This window comes from Corynebacterium sp. LaCa78 (genome assembly GCF_046717505.1).
Lineage (GTDB): Bacteria > Actinomycetota > Actinomycetes > Mycobacteriales > Mycobacteriaceae > Corynebacterium.
This window is the reverse complement of sequence record NZ_CP177112.1, coordinates 2,370,077-2,393,868: the sequence shown is the minus strand read 5'-3', so window position 1 is coordinate 2,393,868 and position 23,792 is coordinate 2,370,077. Positions and strand designations below refer to the sequence as shown.

Below are 23,792 nucleotides of genomic sequence, written 5' to 3'. Positions count from 1 at the left end.
CGAAAAAATTAGCTTCCCTTAATAAAATCTTCCAGCTCGTTGCGCGCGACATCGTCGGCCTTCTGTACTGGAGGGGACTTCATCAGGTAGGAGGAAGCGGAAAGTACTGGACCGGCAACCTTGCGGTCCAAGGCGATCTTGGCGGCGCGGACGGCATCGATAATAATGCCGGCGGAGTTAGGGGAGTCCCAGACCTCGAGTTTGTACTCCAGGTTCAGCGGAACCTCGCCGAATGCGGAACCCTCCAAGCGGACATAAGCCCACTTGCGGTCATCCAGCCACTCCACGTAGTCCGACGGGCCGATGTGGACGTTGCGGTCTGCGCGCTTGCCAGCGATAGGGGAGTTGTGCACGTTGGAGGTCACGGACTGGGTCTTGGAAATCTTCTTAGACTCAAGGCGCTCGCGCTCCAGCATGTTCTTGAAGTCCATGTTGCCGCCCACGTTGAGCTGCATCGTGCGGTCCAGGCGTACGCCGCGGTCTTCAAAAAGCTTCGCCATAACGCGGTGGGTGATGGTTGCGCCAACCTGGGACTTGATGTCATCGCCCACGATGGGCAGACCGGCGTCCTCAAACTTCTTGGCCCACTCTGGGTCAGAAGCAATGAAGACCGGCAGGGCGTTGACGAATGCGCAACCGGCATCGATAGCGGCCTGAGCGTAGAACTTATCCGCCTCTTCGGAACCAACCGGCAGGTAAGAAACAACAACCTCGGCACCCGCTTCGCGGAGGGCAGCTGCGGCATCGGCAGGAGCTTCATCCGATTCCGTAATGGATTCCTGGTAGTAACGGCCCAGGCCATCCATGGTGGGGCCACGCTTAACGGTGACCCCGAGGTCTGGGACGTCTGCGATGGTGATGGTGCAGTTGCGGGAGCTGCGGGTAGCCTCCGCAAGATCCTTGCCCACCTTGTCTCCATCGACGTCGAAGGCCGCGACGAACTCAATATCGCCGACGTGGTAGGGACCGAACTGCGTGTGCATCAGGCCAGGAATATTTTCCTCTGCTGCGGCGTTGCGATAAAACTCCACGCCCTGAATAAGGGACGTGGCGCAGTTGCCGACGCCGACGATGGCGACCTTTACTTTGTCAGACACACTATGCTCCTTTATAAATTCGTTGCTGTGTGGTGCCTGCGCAACGTTAGGCCAGAAATTATGCCTGGTGGTAGCACGACGGCATATGGATCGATCAAGAAGAGGAAATTAAGATAATGCGGGTGAATTCCGTTGCCTTTAAGCACGAGGTTTCTCACGAATGGGAGCGCACCCAACACGTCCGCGAATACCGCGCCGGGCCCTTGGGGCGCGATGAGGTGTGCGATGCGGACTTCCTCCTCCGGGCCGCCGCCGAGCACCACGGCCGCACCATGGATAAACCCTGCCCGGTCTGCGGGGAGAACCTGCGCCTGACCCGGTGGGTGTACGGCGAGAGCCTAGGCCGGCGCGCCGGGAGCGCCCGCAGCGAGCAAGAAATAGCGGAATTTGTTGGTGAAGGCCTGGAATTTACCGTGCATGAGGTGGAGGTCTGCAGACACTGCCGGTGGAATCATTTGTTGCGTTCTGCAACGGCTTTTAACGCGTGTTAGTTTTCGACGCACCGCCTTAGGCAGTAAGCTGCAATTATTTAGTTTGTTACCAGGGATGAATGAGGACACGAATCAGTGACCGAGAAGGAATCTACTGGCGAGTCCACTAAGGTGGACCGCCGTAAAGAAGGCGAAGAACCCAAAAAGCGCCGCATTTGGCCGTGGGTCGTTGTGGCTCTCCTAGTGGTTTTTGTGGCACTGCCTGCAGGCCTTTTTGGCTATGCCTATTCGCAATACACCGTTCCGGAGCCCAAAGAGCTGGCCAATAACCAGGTCTCTACCATCTATGCCTCCGATAACGATACCCAGCTTGCGCTTTTGGTACCGCCGGAAGGCAACCGCACGCACGTGACCTTGGATGAAGTACCCGTCTTTGTCCAGGACTCCGTGCTCGCCGCTGAGGACCGCGACTTCTGGGAAAACTCCGGCTTTTCCTTCACCGGTTTGGGCCGCGCGGTACTGGGTAAGGTCACCGGCAATGACACCGCCGGCGGTGGTTCCACGATTACCCAGCAGTACGTGAAAAACACCCTGGTGGGCAACGAATACTCCTACGTTCGTAAAGCGCGCGAGCTCATCTACTCCATCAAGATGACCAATGAGTGGGAAAAAGAAGACATCCTCAACGCCTACCTGAATACGGTCTACTTTGGCCGCAATGCCTACGGCATCCAGGCTGCATCTAATGCCTATTTTGATAAGGACGCCAAGGACCTCACCCCTGAGGAAGGCGCCATGCTCGCCGGCCTTATCCAGTCGCCGTCTGGCCTGGACCCGCGCGTGAACCAGGAAGGTTCCGAAAACCGGTGGAACTACGTGCTTGATGGCCTCGTGGACATGGGCGATCTCAGCAAGGAAGAGCGCGATGGAATGGTCTTCCCGGAGACCCGCGACCCCTCTGAGTATTCGGCATATACGGAAGCCCCGGGTGCCAATGGCCACATTAAGGACCAGGTCATCCGCGAGCTTGAAGAGGTGGGAATTACGGAAAATCAGGTCTCTACCGGCGGCCTGCGCATTACCACCACCATCGATATGAACGTGCAAAACAATACGGTGCAGGCAGTCGATGACCAGCTGGCGCCGCTACAAGAGGATGCCCGCGCAGCTTCTGTAACCATTGACCCGAAGACGGGTGCGGTGCGCGGATACTTTGGCGGGCATGATTCCAACGGTTGGGATTACGCCAACTCCCCGTTGCAGACCGGTTCGACCTTCAAAATTATGGCGCTTGCCGCTGCACTGCAGCAGGGCATTAGCTTGGATACCAACTACTCCTCGGCGCCGTACCAGCTGCCGGGCTCCGATCTGGTCACCAACGTGGGCGGCGGCTGTGGCGTATGCGACCTGCGCGAGGCCACCAAGCAGTCCCTGAACACCTCTTATTTGCGCCTGCAGAGCGATCTGAAGAACGGCACCCAGGACACCGCGGATATGGCCCACGCTTTGGGCGTTGCCCGCTCGCTGCCGGGCATCGAAAAGACGCTGACTGAAAACGGCAAGCAGCCTTTCGAAGGTGTGGTCTTGGGCCAGTACCAGTCCCGTCCGTTGGACATGGCAACCGCGATGTCTACTCTTGCGAACCAGGGTGTCTGGCACAACCCGCACTTTGTGCAGCGCGTAGAAAATGCCGCAGGGGAAGTTCTGTATGAACACCCAGACGGTGAGGGCGAGCGCCGCGTTTCCGCCAATGTGGCCAATAACGTCCTTGAGGCCATGGGGCCAGTGGCAGCATGGTCCAACGGCTCGCTGGCGGGCGGACGTGCTTCGGCATCTAAGACCGGTACGACCCAGCTCGGTGATTCGGGAACCAATAAGGATGCATGGATGGTCGGTGCCACCCCGCAGCTTGCCACCGCCGTGTGGGTAGGTACGGCCGATAACACCTCTGCCATTTTCGACCAGTATGGCGGCATCATGTACGGCGCTGGCGCACCGACGAAGATCTGGAAGTCCGTATTGGATAACTCCTTGGCGGACCAGGAATTCCAGCAATTCCCCACTGCTTACCCGGTGCGCTTCGGCACGGTTTCTGCCGGCGGCGGTCCGGCCTACAACCCAGGTGGTAGCGCCGGCGGGCAAAGCACCCAGAACTACACTGGTCCAGCGCAAAATGGCACCCCTGAAGAAGAGACCAGCCCAGCACCTGCGGAAAGCCCGGATGCGGGTCGCGATGCCCCGTCGCAGCAGCCGGAGAACCAGGGAGGCAATAATGGAAACGGCGGCAATAGGGGAAATGGCGGCGGCAATAACGAGCCAGCCCCACCCGAAGCTCCGTCTTTAGATGACATCCTTGACCGCGAAGGCGGCCTGGCTGACCTCTTAGGCTAAGCAAGGAGCGGTACGCGTGAGCCAAGACCAGCGCTTGTCCGCCGCAGACGAACCAATGGCGCGAGGCGTCATAGAGTTCTTGGGCGGGCCGAGGGGACGCTTTGCCCGGGATAGCCGCGCGCAGTGGTGGACCCCGCTGCGCGCGCTCATCGCGGTAGCCTGGATTTTCTTGGCCGGTGGGTTCTTATCCAAGGCAAATTGCGCCGCTGGTACTCGCGGCGAAGACGGCACCATCAATCTTGATTGGTCCGCTAACCGCCAGTACACCTCTTTTTGCTATAACGACATCGTCCCGCTTTATGAAGGCCGCGGATTAGATCAACCGGGCTTTCCCTACGCCTTTTCCTGGCAGGAAGATGGCCTGACCCGCTACATGGAATACCCGGTATTGGCGGGGATGTTCCAGGGCCTGATGGGCTGGATTGCGCGCCATACTTATGGGCTCGTGGAATGGGCTGGGGTGCCCGCCGCTGGCTGGTACTTTGGGCTCACCGCCATGGTCATGGCCTGCACCTGGGTCGGCGTCATCTACATGGTTTACCTCTTGGTGGGAAACCGCACGTGGGACACCATCCTGGTAGCCGCCAGCCCGTTGATTATCATCCATGCCTTTAGCAATTGGGATATACCTGCCATCGCCTTTGCCGTCGGCGCGCTACTGGCCATTAGCCGCCACCGCCCTTGGCTCGCCGGCATCCTCATCGGCCTTGGAACCGCATTCAAATTATGGCCGATATTTCTGCTCGGTGCGTTTTTCGTCCTTGCCTGGCGCAGTCGCCGCTGGGACGCTTTTGCCAAGGTCGCCGTCGCTACGGCTGCCGCTTGGTTCGTGGTCAACCTTCCCGTTGCCTTGAAATACCCGGACGCCTGGGCGGAATTTTTCCGCCTGAACCAGGAACGCGGCGCGGAATGGACCACCCTGTATGCGCTGATTAGCCGGAATCTGGACATTTCTTTCAGCCAGGACTTTTTGAATACTTTCTCGCTCGTGGCATTCATCTTCTTGTGCGCCGGTATTGCCTTGGCCGGCTGGCGCAGCCCGCTTACCCCGCGGGTAGCGGAGTTGGTCTTCCTCATCGTCGCGGCCTTCCTGCTGGTCAATAAGGTTTGGTCCCCGCAGTATTCGCTCTGGCTCCTAGTTCCAGCGGCCTTGGCCGTGCCGCGTTGGCGGTTGGTTTTGGGCTGGGCGCTTGCCGATGCCCTCGTATGGCCCCTGCTCATGTGGCACATGCTGGGCATCGATAATAAGGGTATTCCACACGAGCTCTTGGACGTGGCGATCCTTGTGCGCGATGGATTCATCATTGCCATGGCGGTTATTGTGCTGCGGCAAATGTGGAATAAAACGGAAGATAAAGTGCGTGCGGCGCATACGGGCCGCGACCCAGTGGCGGGAGTATTTCAATGATTGTGACCATAATCGGCATGGTGTCGATCTTGTTGGGCTTTATCTGCGTTATGGCGGCCTTTTGGCTGTTTCATAACAGGGAAGATAAGCGCGGGCCCATCATCTTGGGCATCCTTGCCATTGTTTTTCTCACCATCATTCCCGCGACGTGTGCTATCTTTTTTGCCTCCACTACGACGGGATAGATTTCTTTTCGCCGGTCATTTGCGGTACTGTGGTGGGGTTGCTTGACGCAACGCACCCTCCTGCTGCATCCGCAAAGGTGATGCAGCCGAAAACGACTAGACCATAGGAGGTGATGAGGTCCGTGCGTCACTACGAAGTCATGATCATTCTGGATCCTAATCAGGATGAGCGCACCGTAACCCCGTCCCTAGATAAGTACCTCGACATCGTCCGCAAGGACGGCGGCAAGGTTGAGAACCTCGATGTATGGGGCAAGCGTCGCCTTGCATACCCTATCGAGAAGAAGGAAGAGGGCATTTACGCCGTCGTTAACCTGGAGTGCGAGCACCCTTCGGTTTCCGAGCTCGACCGTCGCCTGAACCTGAACGACACCATCCTGCGTACCAAGGTTCTGCGCACCGACAGCAAGTAGCGGATACTGGGATCAAGCACAATCCACGTAACCGATAAGGAGTAAAGACATGGCACAGGGAGATACCAATATTACGGTGGTGGGCAACATAGTTGCTGACCCCGAGCTTCGCTTCACCCCAGCGGGTGCGGCGGTAGCTAACTTCCGCGTCGCCTCCACGCCTCGTCGCTATAATTCGCAGACGAACCAGTGGGAAGACGGCGAAGCTATGTTCCTGACCTGCAACGTATGGCGCCAGGCGGCGGAGAACGTCGCCGAGACCCTGAGCAAGGGCATGCGCATCATCGTTACCGGCCGCTTGAAGCAGCGTTCCTTCCAGACCCGCGAGGGTGAAAACCGCACTGTATTTGAGATCGACGTCGATGAGGTCGGTCCGTCGCTCCGCTACGCCACCGCACAGGTAAACCGCAATCCCCGTGAGGGCGGCGGCAACTTTGGCGGCGGCGGCCAGCAGCAGCGCTCGAATAACAATAATCAGGGCGGCTTTGGAGGCCAGCAACAGCAGCAGTCGCAGCAGCAGAACCAGGCTCCTGCAGAGGATCCGTGGAACTCCGCACCGCCAGCAGGCGGCTTCGGAGGCGCTGATTCTGAACCTCCGTTCTAAGTCTGTCACCCGCAACTATTCAACTAACTCAATTGAAAGGCAGGGATCATGAAGCTGATCCTCACCGCTGCCGTTGAGAACCTCGGCGCCGCTGGCGAAATTGTTGAGGTTAAGGACGGCTACGGACGTAACTACCTGCTTCCCCGCGGCTTGGCCATCGTGGCTTCCCGCGGCGCTGAGAAGCAGATTGAGGGCATCAAGCGCGCCCAGGAAGCTCGCGAAATTCGCGACCTGGACCACGCACGCGAGGTCCGCAACCAGCTTGAGCAGCTGACGAACGTTGAGGTCAAGGTTAAGACCTCCACTTCCGGCAAGCTCTTCGGTTCCGTTAACGCAGAAGACATTGTCAAGGCCGTCTCCAAGGCCGGTGGCCCTAACTTGGATAAGCGTATCGTTGATATGCCCAAGGGCCTGGTCAAGAAGACCGGCAACTACCAGGTCGAGCTGAAGCTGCACGCTGACGTGCTCGGCAAGGTGAACTTCTCGGTCGTCGCTGCTTAAGCAGCGCTCGACGGTCCACAGACCCAAAGACAACAGCACGGCTTAAGGCCCCAAGAATTCTCTATGTGAGGTGGAGAATTCCTGGGGCCTTTTGCCTACCCAACTGGCCTGTGGATAACTGTGAAAATCTGTGGATGAATGTGGAATTCAGGGTACGGGCTCACCAAGATTTTTGCACGACTTTACCGCTGGTCACGGCCTATTTTCCGCCACTGTGTGGGAATTTTCACACTTCGAAATAATCGCCCTGACCAGCGGTTATTATCGTTGCAGGTCACAGTGATGCCAAGTTATCCACAGTCGTGACCTCGGCAAATGAAATGCAACGATCGGCCTACCAGGTAATTCCACAAGCACCTGTGGATAACTGTGGGAGTTATGCCCAGGCAGGTAGTGTCCGGGAGCTCGTCTACACTTGGACAGCGTTACGCACGGTCTCTTTACGGACACCAAGGGGGACACATGACCAACGCGAGCTTCGATGATGAACAGCTTCCGCCGGAACCACCGGCGCCGGATAATGCCGTAGCGCGCCGGCCGCGGTACCAACAGGATCAACCGCAGCGCTACGAGGAGTATCGCCAGCCGCCGTCGGACCGGGAAGCAGAGCAGGGCGTATTGGGCGCTATGCTGCTCAGCCCCAATACGGTCATGGAGGTAATTGAAGAGCTCGAACCCGATGACTTCTATTATCCGGCCCACGCCTTAATTTATGGTGCCATGCTGGACCTCTACGCGGCGGGGCAAGACATCGACCCCCTTATCCTTTCCTCGCGGCTGGATAGGTTTAATAACCTCGAACGCGTTGGTGGTGCGCCCTACTTACACACCCTTTTGGCTACCGTTCCCACCGCGGCCAATGCCCGCTATTACGCGGAAATCGTGGCGGAAAAGGCCGTCCTGCGCCGGCTTGTGGATGCCGGTACGCGCGTGGTCCAACTGGGATTTTCTGGCACAGAGGATGCCGAGATCGAATCGGTGATCGACCGAGCCCAGCAGGAAGTATTTGCCATCGCCCAGCGCAAGACCGCTGAGGACTACCGCGTGCTGGGTGATCTGATTGATCCCACCATTGATGAGTTGGCGGCGCTACAGCAGGCGGGCGGCGTTGAATTGGGCGTGCCCACAGGCTTCATTGACTTGGATAAGCTCACCAATGGCTTGCACGCAGGCCAGATGATCATCGTGGCGGCGCGACCCGGTGTGGGTAAGTCCACGCTAGCGATGGATTTCATTCGCTCGTGCTCTCTGCAGCACGGCAAGTCCTCCGTCATTTTTTCCTTGGAAATGTCAGCCTCGGAGATCGTGATGCGCCTGCTCTCCGCGGAATCTGAGGTCAAGCTCACCGATATGCGCAGTGGTGGCGTCTCCACGGAGGATTGGGCGAAGATCGATGACACGCTTAACCGCATTCAAGATGCGCCGCTATTCATTGATGATTCCCCGAACCTCACGATGATGGAGATCCGTTCGAAAGCCCGCCGGCTCAAGCAGCAGCATGGCCTCGACCTCATTGTTTTGGACTATCTCCAGCTGATGTCTTCGGGTAAAAAGGTGGAGTCGCGCCAGCAAGAGGTCTCGGAGTTCTCGCGCCAGCTCAAGCTATTGGCCAAGGAACTTGAGGTGCCGGTGATTGCCATTTCGCAGCTGAACCGTGGACCTGAAGCCCGTAATGACAAGAAGCCGCAATTGGCTGACTTGCGTGAGTCCGGTTCCTTGGAGCAGGACGCCGATATGGTGATGCTGCTATACCGCCCAGACTCGCAAGACCGCGATAACGAGCGAGCCGGAGAAGCGGATATTATTTTGGCCAAGCACCGCGGCGGGCCCATTGACACGGTTCAGGTGGCCCACCAGCTGCACTACTCCAAGTTCGTCAACATGGCGCACGGATAAAGGACTTATAGGTCCACGACGGCCGCGGGGTCCCCTAAGCGGGGACCCAGAATTACCAGCACGATAAAGACCGCGGCCGCGACCAAGGAAAGCCACCGCCATACCGGGAAGAAGCGTTGCCCGCCCCAGTGAGCGATCGCTGCACCGATGAGCGCGCCGAGGGTATTAAAGAGCAGATCATCGATATCTGTGCGGCCTAGGGCAAAAACATATTGGGCCGTCTCCAGGGTTAAACTCAGCGCGAATCCCCAGGCAGCCGATACCTTCACGGAACGGCACAGCGTGAATATCAAAAGCCCGAAGGGGATGAAGAAGGCGGTATTGCCGGCGTATTCGAAAAGCGGCGCAAACCAACTATTGCCGGAAAATTCATCGAGGGGAACTAAATGGAGCTCGCGGACGCGCTGGTTTTCGGGCTTCCACAGGTAACCAATCTGGAAGAAAGCTTTCAGGGTGGTCAGCGCCACCATGACGCCAATCCACGCGCTAAGGGCTAATTTATCGAGCAAGGGCCTCACCCTTAAGCTCAGGCAAAGTAAATGCAGCTGTGGCGGCGATGGCGAAGGCAGCCGCAAAGAGCACGAAAAGGAATCCAGCGCCGGTCGCCGCGATGAGTGGCGGCACAACGAGCGGTGCGACGATGGAGGCGATGCGACCAAAACCGGCGGCGGCACCTGTACCACGACCGCGCAGCGCGGTGGGGTAGAGCTCCGGACCAATCGCATAAAGAGCACCCCAGGCGCCGAGGTTGAAGAAGGACAACAGGCACCCGGCGATGATGATGAATACTTCGGAGCTTGCGGTGCCATAGAGCCCGGCCGAGACGGCGGAGCCGACCAAGAACACGGCGAGGGTGACTCGCCGGCCCCAGACCTCAATGAGCCAGGCGGCGGTGGCGTAGCCCGGTAGCTGTGCCAAGGTAATGATGAGGGTGAAGCTGAAAGATTTTACGAGCGAGAACCCATCGGCAACCAGCAGGGACGGGATCCAGATGAAGGCGCCGTAATAGGAGAAATTGACGCAAAACCAAATGGTCCACAGGGCCGCCGTGCGGCGGCGCAAACCCCGACCCCAAATGGAGGTCTCGGTGGAGGCAGTGGGTTCTGGGTGGACATCGTCAAGCGGCTGGCCCGCGGCGGCCTCCTCGAAGGACGCCACAACCTCTTCGGCCTCGCCGTGGCGGCCCTTGGATTCGAGGAAGCGCACCGATTCCGGCAAGCCTAGGCGCACGTAGACCGAATAAGCGGCGGGGATGAGACCCACGGCAAAGCCCCAGCGCCAGCCGTTTTCGCCGGCGCCCACGATGAAGGTGCCGATGAGCGCGGCGAGGATCCAGCCGAGCGCCCAGAAGGCCTCGAGGAGGACTACGATGCGCCCGCGGATGCGGCGCGGTGAGAATTCGGAGATGAGTGTGGAGGCGACCGGCAGCTCCGCGCCCAAGCCCAGCCCGACGATGAAGCGGAAGATGATAAGCATGGTCAGCCCACCGGCCAGGGCGGAAGCGCCGGTGGCCAGGCCATAGACCAAGAGGGTGAGGGAGAAGACGTGGCGGCGGCCGTATTTATCCGCAAGGAGCCCGCCGAATGTCGCGCCCAGAGCCATGCCGAGGAAGCCAACAGAGGCGAGCCAGGAGGTTTGGGTGCTACTCAAATCCCAATGCACGGCCAGGGCGGCCATGATGAAGGAAATGAGCCCGACATCCATAGCATCGAGCGCCCACCCTAGGCCGGAGCCCAAGAGTAGGCGCTTGTGTTTGCTGGTGACCGGAAGCCGGTCTAATCGTTCATTGCGGCTGAGCATGCGCTAATCATAGCGCTGGGTGGAAAATTTCCGGAGACGCAGGGAATTGGAGACGACGAATACGGAGCTCAACGCCATTGCAATGCCGGCAAATAGCGGGTTCAGCAGGCCAAAGGCCGCCACGGGGATGAGAATAATATTATAGGCAAAGGCCCAGAACAGGTTGCCCTTAATGATTTGCAGCGTGCGGCGGGATAGGCGAATGGCATCGGCTGCGGACCGCAGGTCCCCATTCATCAACGTGATATCGGAGGCCTCGATGGCAACGTCGGTACCGGCGCCCATCGCCAAGCCAAGGTCCGCCTGGGCCAAGGCCGCGGCATCGTTGACGCCGTCACCAACCATCGCCACATTGTGCCCCTCGGACTGGAGCTTCTTGATGACGTCGACCTTTTCCTCCGGAACCACGCCGGCTGTGACCTCGGTGATGCCAACTTCCTCTGCCACGCGCTTGGCCGCGCCCTCATTATCGCCGGTCAGCAGGTGCGGGGTTAGGCCCAGCTGCTTCATCTGCTCTACGGCCTCAGCGGAGGTGGGCTTGACGGTGTCCCGGACCTCAATGAGCCCAGCGAGCTCATCGTCGAGGTACACCGCCACTGGGGTAGCGCCCGCGCCCTCTGCCTTGCGGAAGGCCTCAGCGTACTGGCCTAGGTCCCCACGCGGCTTGCCGACGCCCACGCGGACCCCATCCACCGTTGCTTCCACGCCAGCGGTGCTGGTGGAAAAGTCGGTGCCGGGCTCCACGTCGCGCTCGCGCGCAATGGCCTGGGCGATGGGGTGTTCGGAGTTCCGCTCGACGGCGGCTGCGTACTCGAGGACATCGCCATGCACGGCCGTAACGGACATTTCACCGGCGGTCACCGTGCCGGTCTTATCCATCACGATGGTATCGACCTGCTTGGTGGACTCGAGGATCTCCGGGCCCTTGATGAGCAAGCCCAGCTGGGCACCGCGGCCGGTGCCGACCAAGATGGCGGTCGGGGTGGCAAGGCCCAGCGCGCAAGGGCAGGCGATGATCAGCACGGAGACGGCGGCGATAAACGCCGGCGCCACGCCGCCAAAGATGAGGTGTACCAGCAGCGTGAGGACGGAAATGCCGATCACTATCGGTACAAAGACCTGCGCGATGCGGTCCACCAGGCGCTGCACGGGTGCCTTGGAGGCTTGCGCGTTGGTGACCAAGGTGGCCATTTGGGAAAGGACCGTGTCCTCGCCCACCTGGGTGGCCTTGACCTCCAACTTGCCGGAAGCGTTAATGGTGGCGCCGGTAACGGTATCGCCCACGCCCACCTCTTCCGGGACGGATTCACCGGTGATCATGGAGGCATCCACGGCGGAATTGCCGGAGACGACCTCACCATCGGTGGCAACCTTTTCGCCCGGGCGCACAACGAAGACATCGCCCACCTGCAATTGGGAGATGGGGATGCGCTTTTCCTTGCCATCCCGCAGCACGGAGGCTTCCTTCGCACCCATGGACAGCAGGGTGCGCAGCGCCTCGGACGATTGTCCCTTGGCCTTGACCTCGAACCAGCGGCCGAGGAGCAGGAAGGTAATGACCATTCCCACAGACTCAAAGTAGATATGGTCCATCTCGGCCGAGCTGGAGGACCACGACATGCTCATGGTCATGCCGGGCTCGCCGGCGTTGCCAAAGAATAGCGCGTACAGGGACCACAGGTATGCGGCCGAAGTGCCCATAGAAATTAAGGTATCCATGGTGAACGAGCCGTGCTTCAGGTTGGTCCACGTAGCGGAGTGGAAGGGGGCGCCACCAAAGATGAAGACGACGGTGGCCAGCATGGCGCAGGCCCACTGCCAGTTCTGGAACTGAAGGGCGGGCACCATGGAGACAACCATGATGGGGGCGGACAATACCGCGGAGATGATGGTGCGCCGCAGCAGGCTCTGTTGTTCGGCAGCGCGGGCATCATCAACCGGCGTGCCCTCTGCGTCTGCGTCCCCGTCCTGGTCGCCGTCATCGCTGCCGGACATATCGAAAGCGCTGTATCCGGCGCCTTCGACGACCTTGATCAGATCCGCGGGCGTAGAAGTCTCCGGATCGAACTCAATAGAGGCGGATTCGGTGGCAAAGTTTACGCTCGCCTCAACGCCGTCTACCTTGTTGAGCTTTCGTTCTACCCGGGAAGAGCAGGACGTGCAGGTCATGCCCGAGACCCCGAGATCAACGTGTGACATAGTATTCGCCTACTTAAGGGTGTATCCGGCTTCGGCTACGGCGGCTGCCACTTGCTCATCGGTGAAATCGCTACCGGAGACAGACACTGCGCCGGTGGTGTGGTCTGCAGAAACTGCCTCAACACCGGCGATTTCGCCTACCTCTTCGCGGATGGACATTTCGCAGTGTCCGCAGCTCATTCCTTCTACGGTGTAGTTCTTCGTTGCCATGACTATCATCCTTTCTCGGTTGCTTATGCTTCCATGCTATACCCCCTAGGGGTATCAGGCAAGGGAGGAATTTAGGTACGGTGGGGAATAAACCACAATGTAAAGGAGTTACAACGAGTATGGCTACTATCGACGTCACTGAAGAGAACTTTGAACAGACCGTAACCGGCGAAGGCATTACGCTTGTCGATGCCTGGGCGGACTGGTGCGGCCCATGTAAGCGCTTTGCTCCTGTCTACGAGAAGGCATCCGAGGAGCACACCGATGCTACCTTTGCCAAGCTGGACACCGAGGCAAACCAGGGCCTTGCATCCGCGCTGCAGATTCAGTCCATTCCTACCCTGATGATCTTCCGTGATGGCATCCTCGTATTCCGCGAGGCTGGCGCACTGCCGCCCGCAGCGCTGGAGGATCTGCTCAAGCAGGTCAAAGACCTGGACATGGCTGAGGTTCGCCGCCAGGTTGAAGAGCAGAACGCACAGCAGGCATAGAATCTGAATTTTCAGAGCTTCCACGGCGCTTTCTGGTGAGTATCGCTAAACTCGCTAGAAAGCGTCTTTTTTATGACCAAAGGAGATAGTGATGGCTAACCCCTTCAGCAAGGGCTGGAAGTACGTGATGAGTTCTCTCGATCAAAAGATTGATGAGAACGCCGATCCAAAGGTCCAAATCCAGCAGGCGGTCAAGGCCGCCAAGGAACAGCACCAGGAAATCTCGGATCATGCGGCAGAGATCATCGGGCACAAGTCTCAGTTGGAAATGCAGATGAACCGCCTGGTGAAGTCCCAGCAGGATTACCAATCCCAAACCGAGCGCGCCTTGGAGCTCGCGGATTCCGCTGAGGACCCCCAGAAGGCGAATGAGTACAACCAAGCCGCTGAGGTAGTGGCTTCCCAGCTCGTCGCGGTGGAGCAGGAACTAGAAGACGTCAAGCAGCAGCACGCGGCGGCGGAGCAGGCGGCTGAACAAGCCAAGAACCAGCAAAAACAATCCGAGGCCCGACTCAAGGAGCAGCTGGCACAGGTGAGCCAGTTGGAAGCGCAGGCGGATCAGGCCGCAATGCAGGAAAAGAATGCGGAAGCACTCGATTCCATGAACGAGCTCAAGCCCGATGATTCCGTGCCGAGCCTGGATTCCGTCCGCTCCAAGATTGAAAAGCGCTATGCCGATGCGCTTGGTGCACAAGAGTTGCAGCAGGCAACCGGTGGCGACCGCATGAGTGAGATTCAAGCGGCCGGCAACGACATGAAGGCCAGCGCGCGGCTAGATGCGCTGCGCGCCGATATGGCCAAGAAGAAGGAAATCGAATCCGGGGATTAATTCTCGCGGCGGATATTAATTAGCACGCCGCGGATTCCTGAGTGGAACCCATCGCGCAAGTTCACGCGCTGGGTTTCCGTCAGGGTGTATTCATGCAGGGTTTCGCAGGCGAACTGCAGCAGCGGGCGGTCGATTTCCGGCGGTAATCCGCCGCCAGACAGTAAGTGGGCTTGATCGCGCTGCTCTGAGTTGGCGGCATTATCAAACCACCACGATGCGTACTGCTGGCCCACATCGAATGGGGACTGGAACCCGGCAGAGCTCCAGACCTCTTCTGGCAGCGGGACGTACTTCGAGCGCAGCTTGCGCCGCGGTGCCATCATTGACGGCTTCGGCGCAGGCTTTGGTGCTGCTTGATCGGTAGCCTCGGCCTCTTCGGCAGGGCCCTTCTCCGCTTCTGCAGTGGGCTTGTCTTGCTCTTGTGGGGTTGGGGTTGCGGCCTGCTGTGCGCTTTGAGGCGGCGCAGGCTTTGGGGCAGGCGCCGGCGTCGGCTTTTCCGGGGTGCCGAATGCGGTTTCCACCTCGGAGGGCTCCTCGCACTCGTCGCAGTGCTCGGCTCCTGGAAGCTCCTCTTCTGCTTCCTCTGCCTTCTGCGCTGCATCGCGGACCACTGGGGGAAGCGGTCCCTCGAGGACCTGCAGCTCCATGGAATCCGCGAAGTCCTCGCGCGGATCCAAGATGGTGGTGGAATCGCACGTATGGCGCAGCGCTGCGGACATGGAATCCCAGCCAAACCCGTACAGGTGCACGCGGATGCCATTGTCCACGGCGGTCTGCGCGCCGGGAATCATGTCCGCGTCGCCGCTGACCAGCACAAAGTCGGTGAACTGGTTCTTCACGGCGGCCATGACCATATCGGCCACGAGCCGGGTGTCTACGCCCTTTTGGGTGCGTCGCTCGCCCCATTCAATGAGTTGTCCCGTGCGCAATTGCACGCCCTCGCAGGTGCGAAGGCCGCGTTGGTAGCGGTGCGGACCGGTATCCGGGATTCCGTCGTACCAGTATTGGCGTTGAATCGGGTTGCCTAATTGCTCCTCGATCATTCCGCCCATGGTGCTGACCACCTCGGGCAGATCGATTTCTAGCTGCGCGCGGGCCCCCGTTTCCCAGGAGTTATAAAAGCTCGCGAGCAGGTATGAGGCATCGACAAAGACAAGTGTGCGTTCAAGCATGGCTCCTAAGTTCCGTTCTAATTGTTCTAAATAAAATTCTTTGTTACCTCCAGTGTGCCTTATTCACCCCGAAACGTCGATCACAATTCGCTAATTCCCAGCATATTGGCCGCAAATGAAAAGTTTTCGGTGACCATTGCGGCGTCGGCAAGTGTGTTATATGGTTAGTTACACAACTAACTAAGTAACTAACGAGCCGAAGGTGATGATGGATAACTCCACGCAGCCGCTCTTTCGGCAGATTGCGTCCTTGGTGGAAGACACCATTGTGGACGGCACTCTGGCGGAGGGCGATAAGGCACCTTCCACCAATGAGTTGGCGGATTTCCACAACATCAACCCCGCAACCGCGCGGAAGGGGATCACCCTCTTGGTGGACCTAGGGGTGCTGGAAAAGCGGCGGGGCATCGGCATGTTTGTGGCCGAGGGTGCATCGCGTGCCATCCGCGAGCGCAGGCGAGGCGACTTTGCCGCGGAATATATGGCCCCGCTTGTCGATGAAGCAGTTCGCTTGGGCTACAACCGCGCCCAGCTCCATGACCTTTTCGATCGGGTTGCAGAAAGCAGAGGAATGTACTCATGATTACTACCCGCGATTTCACCTTTTCCGCAGGTCTTACCCATGGCTTGGTGGGCCGCAACGGAATTGGCAAGACCACCTTATTGCGAAAAATTGCCGGCCAAATTCAATCCGGTCGCATCACGGTCTTCGACCGCCAGCCCTTTGATAACCAATCCGTACTCAACCGGGTAATCCTCATGGGCATCGACAATCCGCTGCCGGATTCGTGGGGTAGCAAGAAGCTCGGCGCCGTCGGCCAGGCGCGATGGCCCAACTGGAATGCGGAGCAATATGACGACCTCATCGCCGGATTCGACATCCCAAATAAGGCGTATTCCGCGCTCTCGCGTGGACAGAAATCGGCATTGGGATTTGTTTTCGCCGTTGCCTCTGGCTGCGAAATAATGCTTTTGGACGAGCCTTATCTGGGTCTCGACCTGCCACGGCGCGAACTCTTTTACCAGGTCCTCCGGGAAGAGCACGGTCGCACCATCGTGGTATCCACCCATCACCTCAATGAAATAGAGGGGTTGTTGGACACTATTTCCCTCATGGGGGAGAGCCCTATCAGCGGTCCAGTGGATGAATTTGTTGATTCCTTCCTGGAAATCAGCGGGCCCGAGGAGGCCATCTCCGCGGCCGTTTCCGCCCTTGACCTGCCGGTATTGGAGCGCGCTTCAACCAGCCTGGGAGACCAAGTGCTTGTCGATGCCCGCACTACCTCGCCCGATCCCGTCTTCCGCTATGCCAACGAACATCATCTCCGGGTAGCAGAGGTATCACTTGAAAAGGCTGTCCGAGCATTGGAGGAGCAGTCATGAAACTCTTATGGCACACAACGGAATGGGTCTGGGTAACAGTCCTATTCTTCATTGCGCTTTATCCTGTACTTTTTGGCGAAAAGTGGGGAACTGTCACCTTGCTCTTGCCCCTTGTGCCCATCCTGACGTATCAACCCAGTTTTGATAAGTACCAAGTACTTGGCCTGAGCTCACAGATATGGAATGAACACCGCCGGATTATCGTCTCGGTTTTTGCTGTTGTGGCCATGGCAGGAGCGGCTGCACGGCAGAGCTGGTGGGCGTTGGCTGTTTATGCGGCGGCATTGGCATGGGCGCTGTGGCGGAAACCAACCCCAACCAGGACGGGGTACTCACGACCCCTTTGGGAATTGCATCCAAGCTTGGGCGTTTCCCGCCGACGCTCGACGCGCAGGCTGTATACCGCCGCCAGGTCCGCATGTGGCTGATGGTCGTCGTATTCTTAGCCATCAACGTTGTGCTTTCGCTAATGAGCACGCTGTGGGAACCGATGGAATTCATCGCTTTCATTGCTTGGTCACTCTCCGCCGTTTTCATCAGCCAGCCCATGGGCATATTGCGGGATACGCTCAGGGATTATGTCACCCTCGGCGGCACGCGTCGGCGCTGGGCTTCCATGACCGCAATGACGGGGCTCATCCTCATCCTTGGTTGCGCCGCCGTAGGGTTAGCCCTTTCCTTCTGGGGGAACACAATCGAGGTCGCCGCCGGCATGACCGCCATCGCGGGCGTCACCGTCCCGGGACTTATGTACCTCGAGTTCCTAGAGAAGAGGACCCTTGGAGTTTTAGTCGCGTACCTCCTCGGTATCGCAGCACTGTTATGGCTTTTCGCCCAAGGCTATATCTCGGCCGCGGTGGGGATGTTTATAAGCCTTGGCATCTACGCCGTATGGGCCGTAACTCTGCCGATATATGCACGCCGCATAAGCAGCCTGTGGAGGAAAGGCTTTGCGGGCTGGCTTGGCATGAGATAAATGCGTTCGAAACCAGGAGTGACCAGCGAGTTTGTAAAAGTTTAAAGCGGTGTGTAACTTAATACGAGTCAGCGCGACCGACAGCGCCCCACAGAGACAAGAATTTGTTTCTGGCTGAAGCGGCGATAGGAAAACAGGCCCTGACAAAAAATAACTTTTTACTCGCAACGAGTTCCATGCTTTAGAGCATGTAGCTGTTGTGTGGTGACGATGTTTGAGAACTCAATAGTGTGCCAATGTACTTATTTTTTATTTTTGTGTGCATGGTTGTGTGTTGATTGGTCTGTTGGCCAGCGAATCTTGTGTGGTTTGTTGGTTGGTGTGTGCCGGTAAGGTGTTGGAATACGCATCTTTTTGAATACTGTTTAGTGTTTCGGCTGCATTGATGGATTGGTTGGCATGTGATTGTGTTCAACTTTTTGTCTCCCTTTTTTGCCCCGTCGGGTTGGGGAGGCAATGATTTTTCTTTGTAGTAATTTTTGGACGCCAGCATGGGCCTGCTTTTGTGTGGTTTGTGGTGGTTTGTTCTTTTGGTTAGGTTTGGGCTTTTCACGGCCTTTTCAGTGTTTTGCTGAAATTCTTTTTGTGGAGAGTTTGATCCTGGCTCAGGACGAACGCTGGCGGCGTGCTTAACACATGCAAGTCGAACGGAAAGGCCCTGCTTGCAGGGTACTCGAGTGGCGAACGGGTGAGTAACACGTGGGTGATCTGCCCTGCACTTCGGGATAAGCTTGGGAAACTGGGTCTAATACCGGATAGGAACCATCTTTAGTGTGGTGGTTGGAAAGTTTTTTCGGTGTAGGATGAGCTCGCGGCCTATCAGCTTGTTGGTGGGGTAATGGCCTACCAAGGCGGCGACGGGTAGCCGGCCTGAGAGGGTGTACGGCCACATTGGGACTGAGATACGGCCCAGACTCCTACGGGAGGCAGCAGTGGGGAATATTGCACAATGGGCGCAAGCCTGATGCAGCGACGCCGCGTGGGGGATGAAGGCCTTCGGGTTGTAAACTCCTTTCGCTAGGGACGAAGCTTTGTGTGACGGTACCTAGATAAGAAGCACCGGCTAACTACGTGCCAGCAGCCGCGGTAATACGTAGGGTGCGAGCGTTGTCCGGAATTACTGGGCGTAAAGGGCTCGTAGGTGGTTTGTCGCGTCGTCTGTGAAATTCTGGGGCTTAACTCCGGGCGTGCAGGCGATACGGGCATAACTTGAGTGCTGTAGGGGTAACTGGAATTCCTGGTGTAGCGGTGAAATGCGCAGATATCAGGAGGAACACCGATGGCGAAGGCAGGTTACTGGGCAGTTACTGACGCTGAGGAGCGAAAGCATGGGTAGCGAACAGGATTAGATACCCTGGTAGTCCATGCCGTAAACGGTGGGCGCTAGGTGTGAGGGTCTTTCTACGACTTTCGTGCCGTAGCTAACGCATTAAGCGCCCCGCCTGGGGAGTACGGCCGCAAGGCTAAAACTCAAAGGAATTGACGGGGGCCCGCACAAGCGGCGGAGCATGTGGATTAATTCGATGCAACGCGAAGAACCTTACCTGGGCTTGACATACACTAGATCGCTGCAGAGATGTAGTTTCCCTTTGTGGTTGGTGTACAGGTGGTGCATGGTTGTCGTCAGCTCGTGTCGTGAGATGTTGGGTTAAGTCCCGCAACGAGCGCAACCCTTGTCTTATGTTGCCAGCATTTGGTTGGGGACTCATGAGAGACTGCCGGGGTTAACTCGGAGGAAGGTGGGGATGACGTCAAATCATCATGCCCCTTATGTCCAGGGCTTCACACATGCTACAATGGTCGGTACAATGCGCTGCGACACTGTGAGGTGGAGCGAATCGCTGAAAGCCGGCCTTAGTTCGGATTGGGGTCTGCAACTCGACCCCATGAAGTCGGAGTCGCTAGTAATCGCAGATCAGCAATGCTGCGGTGAATACGTTCCCGGGCCTTGTACACACCGCCCGTCACGTCATGAAAGTTGGTAACACCCGAAGCCGGTGGCCTAAACGTGTTAGGGAGCCGTCGAAGGTGGGATCGGCGATTGGGACGAAGTCGTAACAAGGTACCCGTACCGGAAGGTGCGGGTGGATCACCTCCTTTCTAAGGAGCTTTTTATTGGGCTGCAGTTGCAGCCAATGGCCCACTGTTTGTGGGTTGCCCACTGTTGTTTGATGGTGGGTTGGTGGTTGAGTAGGCGAGTGTTCTGCTGCCACCGCATTATGGAAATTCCGGGTAGGACATACACCTTAATCAGCAGGACCGAGTGTTGAGACAGTGCTTTGTGACATGCGTAAAAGTGTCCATGCATACAAAAATGAGTGTTTAGTGGTAAGTCGTTGGTGCATTGTTGGGTGTCTGGGGCATTATCCCCTTTTTTGTGTGCCTGACTGGTTGATGGATGCTGCCTTTGTTGGTGGTGTTGGTTGCTGGTTCGGGGTGTTGTGTGAGAACTGTATAGTGGACGCGAGCATCTGCATGGTGCCACTTGCTTTGTGTGGGTGGTGTTTCATGTGTGTGATGTGATTTTTCTTTTTGTTTATTTTGTCAAGTTCACTTGTTGCTACCGCACGTGGGCTGCGTGACCTTTTGTTGGTTGTGTGGTTTGTGTGTGGTGGTTGGTGTGTTCGTTATTTAGGGCGCATGGTGGATGCCTTGGCATGCTGAGCCGATGAAGGACGTGTAAGGCTGCGTTAAGCCTCGGGGAGTTGTCAATAAAGCGTTGATCCGAGGATGTCCGAATGGGGAAACCTGGCCCTGGTTATGTGGGGTTACCCTTCAGTGAATTCATAGCTGTTGTGGGGGTTACGCGGGGAAGTGAAACATCTCAGTACCCGTAGGAGGAGAAAATAATAATGATTCTGCTAGTAGTGGCGAACGAACGTGGATGAGGCTAAACCGTGTGCATGTGATACCTGGTAGGGGTTGTGTGTGCGGTGTTGTGGGGCCTGATTTTGTGTCATCTACCAGTGGCACGCCCTGTGCATTGTTGTTAGGTGAAGTGGTTTGGAATGATCTACCGGAGTAGGTGAGAGTCCTGTAGCTGAAGATGATGATGTGGGGGTTGTTGGGTTCCCGAGTAGCAACGGGCTCGTGGAATCTGTTGTGAATCTGCCGGGACCACCCGGTAAGCCTAAATACTCAGTGTGACCGATAGTGGATAGTACCGTGAGGGAATGGTGAAAAGTACCCCGGGAGGGGAGTGAAATAGTTCCTGAAACCATGTGCTTACAATCCGTCAGAGCACCTTGTGTGTGTGATGGCGTGCCTTTTGAAGAATGAGCCTGCGAGTCAGCGGCATGTCGCGAGGTTAACCCGTGTGGGGTAGTCGTAGGGAAACCGAATCCTAATGGGGTGGTTAGTGGCATGTCCTGGACCCGAAGCGGGGTGATCTACCCATGGCCAGTGTGAAGCAGCTGTAAGAGGTTGTGGAGGCGCGAACCCACGTAGGTTGAAAACTGCGGGGATGAGCTGTGGGTAGGGGTGAAAGGCCAATCAAACTCCGTGATAGCTGGTTCTCCCCGAAATGCATTTAGGTGCAGCGTCGTATGAGCTTGGTGGAGGTAGAGCGACTGGTTGGTTGAGCGGGACTACAATCTTAGCAATGTCAGCCAAACTCCGAATGCCATCAATTGTGTTGTGCGGCAGTGAGACTGTGGGGGATAAGCTTCATAGTCGAGAGGGAAACAGCCCAGATCGCCGGTTAAGGCCCCTAAGGGTGTACTAAGTGGAAAAGGATGTGGGATCGCGAAGACAGCCAGGAGGTTGGCTTAGAAGCAGCCATCCTTGAAAGAGTGCGTAATAGCTCACTGGTCGAGTGGTTCTGCGCCGACAATGTAGTGGGGCTCAAGTACACCGCCGAAGCCGCGGCAAGCAACAGTTTTTGTTGTTTGGGTAGGGGAGCGTCGTGCATGGGTGGAAGCGTTACCGTGAGGAGGCGTGGACTGTGTGCGAGTGAGAATGCAGGCATGAGTAACGAATTGTAAGGTGAGAATCCTTACCGCCGGATGACTAAGGGTTCCTGGGTCAAGTTCGTCTTCCCAGGGTGAGTCGGGACCTAAGGCGAGGCCGACAGGCGTAGTCGATGGATAACCAGTTGATATTCTGGTACCCGTACATGTGCGCCCATGATGAAGCACTGATACTAACCACTGCGGATACGCTACCTAGCATTCTTTGAGTGTTGGTGGTGTTGATGTCGTGGGGCCTGATGTGTGGTTCGAGTGATGGGGTGACGCAGTGAGGTAGCCGCGCCACTTAGTGGATTGGTGGTGTAAGCGTGTAGGCCGTGTGGTAGGTAAATCCGCTACACATGTGGTTGAGGCGTGATGCGTAGACCCTAAAGGGGTTGATGGTGGTGATCCTGTACTGTCGAGAAAAGCCTCTAGCGAGTGTGTGTATGGCCCGTACCCTAAACCGACACAGGTGGTCAGGTTGAAGATACTAAGGCGTTCGGGTGAACTGTGGTTAAGGAATTCGGCAAAATGCCCCCGTAACTTCGGGAGAAGGGGGGCCCTGTGATGTGAAGACCCTTGCGGTTGGAGTGTTGTGGGGTCGCAGAGAATAGAGGGAAGCGACTGTTTATCAAAAACACAGGTCCATGCGAAGACGTTAAGTTGATGTATATGGACTGACGCCTGCCCGGTGCTGGAAGGTTAAGAGGACCGGTTAGTGACTTTTTTGTTGCGAAGCTGAGAATTTAAGCCCCAGTAAACGGCGGTGGTAACTATAACCATCCTAAGGTAGCGAAATTCCTTGTCGGGTAAGTTCCGACCTGCACGAATGGCGTAACGACTTCTCTGCTGTCTCGACCACAGGCCCGGTGAAATTGCATTACGAGTAAAGATGCTCGTTACGCGCGGCAGGACGAAAAGACCCCGGGACCTTCACTATAGCTTGGTATTGGTGTTTGGTTCGGTTTGTGTAGGATAGGTGGGAGACTGTGAAGCTATCACGCTAGTGGTGGTGGAGTCGTTGTTGAAATACCACTCTGATCGGATTGAGCATCTAACCTTGGCCCATGATCTGGGTTGGGGACAGTGCCTGGTGGGTAGTTTAACTGGGGCGGTTGCCTCCCAAAATGTAACGGAGGCGCCCAAAGGTTCCCTCAGCCTGGTTGGCAATCAGGTGGTGAGTGTAAGTGCACAAGGGAGCTTGACTGTGAGACAGACATGTCGAGCAGGGACGAAAGTCGGGACTAGTGATCCGGCACCTACTTGTGGATGTGGTGTCGCTCAACGGATAAAAGGTACCCCGGGGATAACAGGCTGATCTTCCCCAAGAGTCCATATCGACGGGATGGTTTGGCACCTCGATGTCGGCTCGTCGCATCCTGGGGCTGGAGTAGGTCCCAAGGGTTGGGCTGTTCGCCCATTAAAGCGGCACGCGAGCTGGGTTCAGAACGTCGTGAGACAGTTCGGTCTCTATCCGCCGCGCGCGTTGAAACTTGAAGAAGGCTGTCCCTAGTACGAGAGGACCGGGACGGACGTACCTCTAGTGTGCCAGTTATCCCGCCAGGGGTATCGCTGGTTGGCTACGTACGGAAGGGATAACCGCTGAAAGCATCTAAGCGGGAAGCCTGTTTTAAGATGAGGTTTCTTTTGAGGTCCCCTAAAGACTATGGGGTAGATAGGCCAGACTTGGAAGCACTGTAAGGTGTGAAGGCTACTGGTACTAATTGACCAAAACAAACACACCACAACAACCCAAACAATGTTTGGATATGTTGGGTGGACTTGTGAAGCGAGTAAACAAATAAATGAACACATTATTGTGTGTCGCGTCCACTATGCAGTATCTGACACAACAC

The 23,792-nt window shown here is 57.2% G+C and carries 19 protein-coding genes and 2 rRNA genes; 15 read left to right on the top strand and 6 right to left on the bottom strand.

The genetic code is table 11. The annotated features are described in order from the left end of the window. Positions 1 to 8 precede the first annotated feature (8 nt). Entirely contained in the window at positions 9 to 1,097 is a 1,089-nt protein-coding gene (locus tag ACLI1O_RS11430) for an inositol-3-phosphate synthase (protein WP_284771261.1), read from the bottom strand. A gap of 116 nt (positions 1,098 to 1,213) precedes the next feature. Here ACLI1O_RS11430 and ACLI1O_RS11425 point away from each other — a divergent pair, with 116 nt between their 5' ends. From ACLI1O_RS11425 to dnaB, 8 genes are all read left to right on the top strand, one after another. Next, a complete protein-coding gene (locus tag ACLI1O_RS11425; protein ID WP_411706875.1) occupies positions 1,214 to 1,588 on the top strand; it encodes a DUF5318 family protein in 375 nt (124 codons plus the stop codon). Positions 1,589 to 1,663: 75 nt separating this feature from the next. Then, entirely contained in the window at positions 1,664 to 3,919 is a 2,256-nt protein-coding gene (locus ACLI1O_RS11420; RefSeq protein WP_411706874.1) for a transglycosylase domain-containing protein, read from the top strand. A 16-nt stretch (positions 3,920 to 3,935) separates the two neighbouring features. Next, positions 3,936 to 5,327 carry a glycosyltransferase family 87 protein gene (locus tag ACLI1O_RS11415; protein ID WP_284771258.1) on the top strand — a complete coding sequence of 464 codons (1,392 nt, stop codon included), beginning with the start codon at positions 3,936 to 3,938 and terminating at the stop codon, positions 5,325 to 5,327. After that, positions 5,324 to 5,512, top strand: a complete 189-nt coding sequence (locus tag ACLI1O_RS11410; protein ID WP_284771257.1) for a hypothetical protein — start codon at positions 5,324 to 5,326, stop codon at positions 5,510 to 5,512. The genes ACLI1O_RS11415 and ACLI1O_RS11410 overlap by 4 nt, the downstream gene beginning before the upstream one ends. Before the next feature lie 122 nt (positions 5,513 to 5,634). Next, positions 5,635 to 5,925 (top strand): 30S ribosomal protein S6, encoded by a 291-nt coding sequence (rpsF, locus tag ACLI1O_RS11405; RefSeq protein ID WP_023016353.1) that lies wholly within the window; start codon positions 5,635 to 5,637, stop codon positions 5,923 to 5,925. A 49-nt stretch (positions 5,926 to 5,974) separates the two neighbouring features. Further along, complete coding sequence (locus tag ACLI1O_RS11400) at positions 5,975 to 6,529, top strand: single-stranded DNA-binding protein (protein WP_284771256.1); 555 nt, start codon at positions 5,975 to 5,977, stop codon at positions 6,527 to 6,529. 48 nt (positions 6,530 to 6,577) lie between these two features. Continuing rightward, a complete protein-coding gene (gene rplI, locus ACLI1O_RS11395) occupies positions 6,578 to 7,030 on the top strand; it encodes a 50S ribosomal protein L9 (protein WP_005275797.1) in 453 nt (150 codons plus the stop codon). Positions 7,031 to 7,492: 462 nt separating this feature from the next. Then, on the top strand, positions 7,493 to 8,926 hold the full coding sequence (gene dnaB / locus ACLI1O_RS11390) for a replicative DNA helicase (RefSeq protein ID WP_005275794.1): 1,434 nt from the start codon (positions 7,493 to 7,495) through the stop codon (positions 8,924 to 8,926). A gap of 5 nt (positions 8,927 to 8,931) precedes the next feature. Here the strand turns inward: dnaB and ACLI1O_RS11385 are convergent, their stop codons facing one another. Genes ACLI1O_RS11385 through ACLI1O_RS11370 form a run of 4 tightly spaced genes read right to left on the bottom strand, consistent with a single transcriptional unit; the run spans position 8,932 to position 13,135 of the window. After that, on the bottom strand, positions 8,932 to 9,396 hold the full coding sequence (locus tag ACLI1O_RS11385; protein WP_284796906.1) for a VanZ family protein: 465 nt from the start codon (positions 9,394 to 9,396) through the stop codon (positions 8,932 to 8,934). A gap of 28 nt (positions 9,397 to 9,424) precedes the next feature. After that, complete coding sequence (locus tag ACLI1O_RS11380) at positions 9,425 to 10,726, bottom strand: MFS transporter (RefSeq protein WP_349839460.1); 1,302 nt, start codon at positions 10,724 to 10,726, stop codon at positions 9,425 to 9,427. A 3-nt stretch (positions 10,727 to 10,729) separates the two neighbouring features. Then, the gene (locus ACLI1O_RS11375) at positions 10,730 to 12,925 is read right to left on the bottom strand and encodes a heavy metal translocating P-type ATPase (RefSeq protein ID WP_284771254.1); all 2,196 of its coding nucleotides are present in this window, start codon (positions 12,923 to 12,925) and stop codon (positions 10,730 to 10,732) included. A gap of 9 nt (positions 12,926 to 12,934) precedes the next feature. Next, entirely contained in the window at positions 12,935 to 13,135 is a 201-nt protein-coding gene (locus ACLI1O_RS11370) for a heavy-metal-associated domain-containing protein (RefSeq protein WP_005280400.1), read from the bottom strand. A 119-nt stretch (positions 13,136 to 13,254) separates the two neighbouring features. Here ACLI1O_RS11370 and trxA point away from each other — a divergent pair, with 119 nt between their 5' ends. Together trxA and ACLI1O_RS11360 are read left to right on the top strand one after the other, a co-directional pair. Further along, a complete protein-coding gene (gene trxA, locus ACLI1O_RS11365) occupies positions 13,255 to 13,626 on the top strand; it encodes a thioredoxin (protein ID WP_005275779.1) in 372 nt (123 codons plus the stop codon). A 91-nt stretch (positions 13,627 to 13,717) separates the two neighbouring features. Then, positions 13,718 to 14,455 carry a PspA/IM30 family protein gene (locus tag ACLI1O_RS11360; RefSeq protein WP_284771253.1) on the top strand — a complete coding sequence of 246 codons (738 nt, stop codon included), beginning with the start codon at positions 13,718 to 13,720 and terminating at the stop codon, positions 14,453 to 14,455. Here the strand turns inward: ACLI1O_RS11360 and ACLI1O_RS11355 are convergent. Next, entirely contained in the window at positions 14,452 to 15,627 is a 1,176-nt protein-coding gene (locus tag ACLI1O_RS11355; protein WP_411706873.1) for an NYN domain-containing protein, read from the bottom strand. The genes ACLI1O_RS11360 and ACLI1O_RS11355 overlap by 4 nt on opposite strands. 208 nt (positions 15,628 to 15,835) lie before the next feature. Here ACLI1O_RS11355 and ACLI1O_RS11350 point away from each other — a divergent pair, with 208 nt between their 5' ends. The 5 genes from ACLI1O_RS11350 to ACLI1O_RS11330 all read left to right on the top strand — a co-directional run bounded on the left by ACLI1O_RS11350 (position 15,836) and on the right by ACLI1O_RS11330 (position 23,679). Then, positions 15,836 to 16,210, top strand: coding sequence for a GntR family transcriptional regulator (locus ACLI1O_RS11350; RefSeq protein ID WP_035108334.1), 375 nt, complete (start codon positions 15,836 to 15,838; stop codon positions 16,208 to 16,210). After that, the gene (locus tag ACLI1O_RS11345) at positions 16,207 to 17,010 is read left to right on the top strand and encodes an ATP-binding cassette domain-containing protein (RefSeq protein WP_284771251.1); all 804 of its coding nucleotides are present in this window, start codon (positions 16,207 to 16,209) and stop codon (positions 17,008 to 17,010) included. Before ACLI1O_RS11350 ends, ACLI1O_RS11345 begins: the two co-directional genes overlap by 4 nt. 256 nt (positions 17,011 to 17,266) lie before the next feature. Next, positions 17,267 to 17,986, top strand: a complete 720-nt coding sequence (locus ACLI1O_RS11340) for a hypothetical protein (protein ID WP_284850488.1) — start codon at positions 17,267 to 17,269, stop codon at positions 17,984 to 17,986. A gap of 582 nt (positions 17,987 to 18,568) precedes the next feature. After that, positions 18,569 to 20,086: ribosomal RNA gene (locus ACLI1O_RS11335) — 16S ribosomal RNA — on the top strand. A 520-nt stretch (positions 20,087 to 20,606) separates the two neighbouring features. Further along, a 23S ribosomal RNA gene (locus ACLI1O_RS11330) occupies positions 20,607 to 23,679 on the top strand. The 16S and 23S rRNA genes sit together here, the layout of an rRNA operon. The last annotated feature ends 113 nt before the right edge of the window (positions 23,680 to 23,792 follow it).

Coding starts and splice junctions, on each gene's coding strand:
- ACLI1O_RS11425 (WP_411706875.1), top strand. CDS start 1,214: ATGCGGGTGAATTCCGTTGCCTTTAAGCACGAGGTTTCTCACGAATGG.
- ACLI1O_RS11410 (WP_284771257.1), top strand. CDS start 5,324: ATGATTGTGACCATAATCGGCATGGTGTCGATCTTGTTGGGCTTTATC.
- ACLI1O_RS11400 (WP_284771256.1), top strand. CDS start 5,975: ATGGCACAGGGAGATACCAATATTACGGTGGTGGGCAACATAGTTGCT.
- rplI (WP_005275797.1), top strand. CDS start 6,578: ATGAAGCTGATCCTCACCGCTGCCGTTGAGAACCTCGGCGCCGCTGGC.
- dnaB (WP_005275794.1), top strand. CDS start 7,493: ATGACCAACGCGAGCTTCGATGATGAACAGCTTCCGCCGGAACCACCG.
- ACLI1O_RS11385 (WP_284796906.1), bottom strand. CDS start 9,396: ATGGTGGCGCTGACCACCCTGAAAGCTTTCTTCCAGATTGGTTACCTG.
- ACLI1O_RS11380 (WP_349839460.1), bottom strand. CDS start 10,726: ATGCTCAGCCGCAATGAACGATTAGACCGGCTTCCGGTCACCAGCAAA.
- ACLI1O_RS11375 (WP_284771254.1), bottom strand. CDS start 12,925: ATGTCACACGTTGATCTCGGGGTCTCGGGCATGACCTGCACGTCCTGC.
- ACLI1O_RS11370 (WP_005280400.1), bottom strand. CDS start 13,135: ATGGCAACGAAGAACTACACCGTAGAAGGAATGAGCTGCGGACACTGC.
- trxA (WP_005275779.1), top strand. CDS start 13,255: ATGGCTACTATCGACGTCACTGAAGAGAACTTTGAACAGACCGTAACC.
- ACLI1O_RS11360 (WP_284771253.1), top strand. CDS start 13,718: ATGGCTAACCCCTTCAGCAAGGGCTGGAAGTACGTGATGAGTTCTCTC.
- ACLI1O_RS11355 (WP_411706873.1), bottom strand. CDS start 15,627: ATGCTTGAACGCACACTTGTCTTTGTCGATGCCTCATACCTGCTCGCG.
- ACLI1O_RS11350 (WP_035108334.1), top strand. CDS start 15,836: ATGGATAACTCCACGCAGCCGCTCTTTCGGCAGATTGCGTCCTTGGTG.
- ACLI1O_RS11345 (WP_284771251.1), top strand. CDS start 16,207: ATGATTACTACCCGCGATTTCACCTTTTCCGCAGGTCTTACCCATGGC.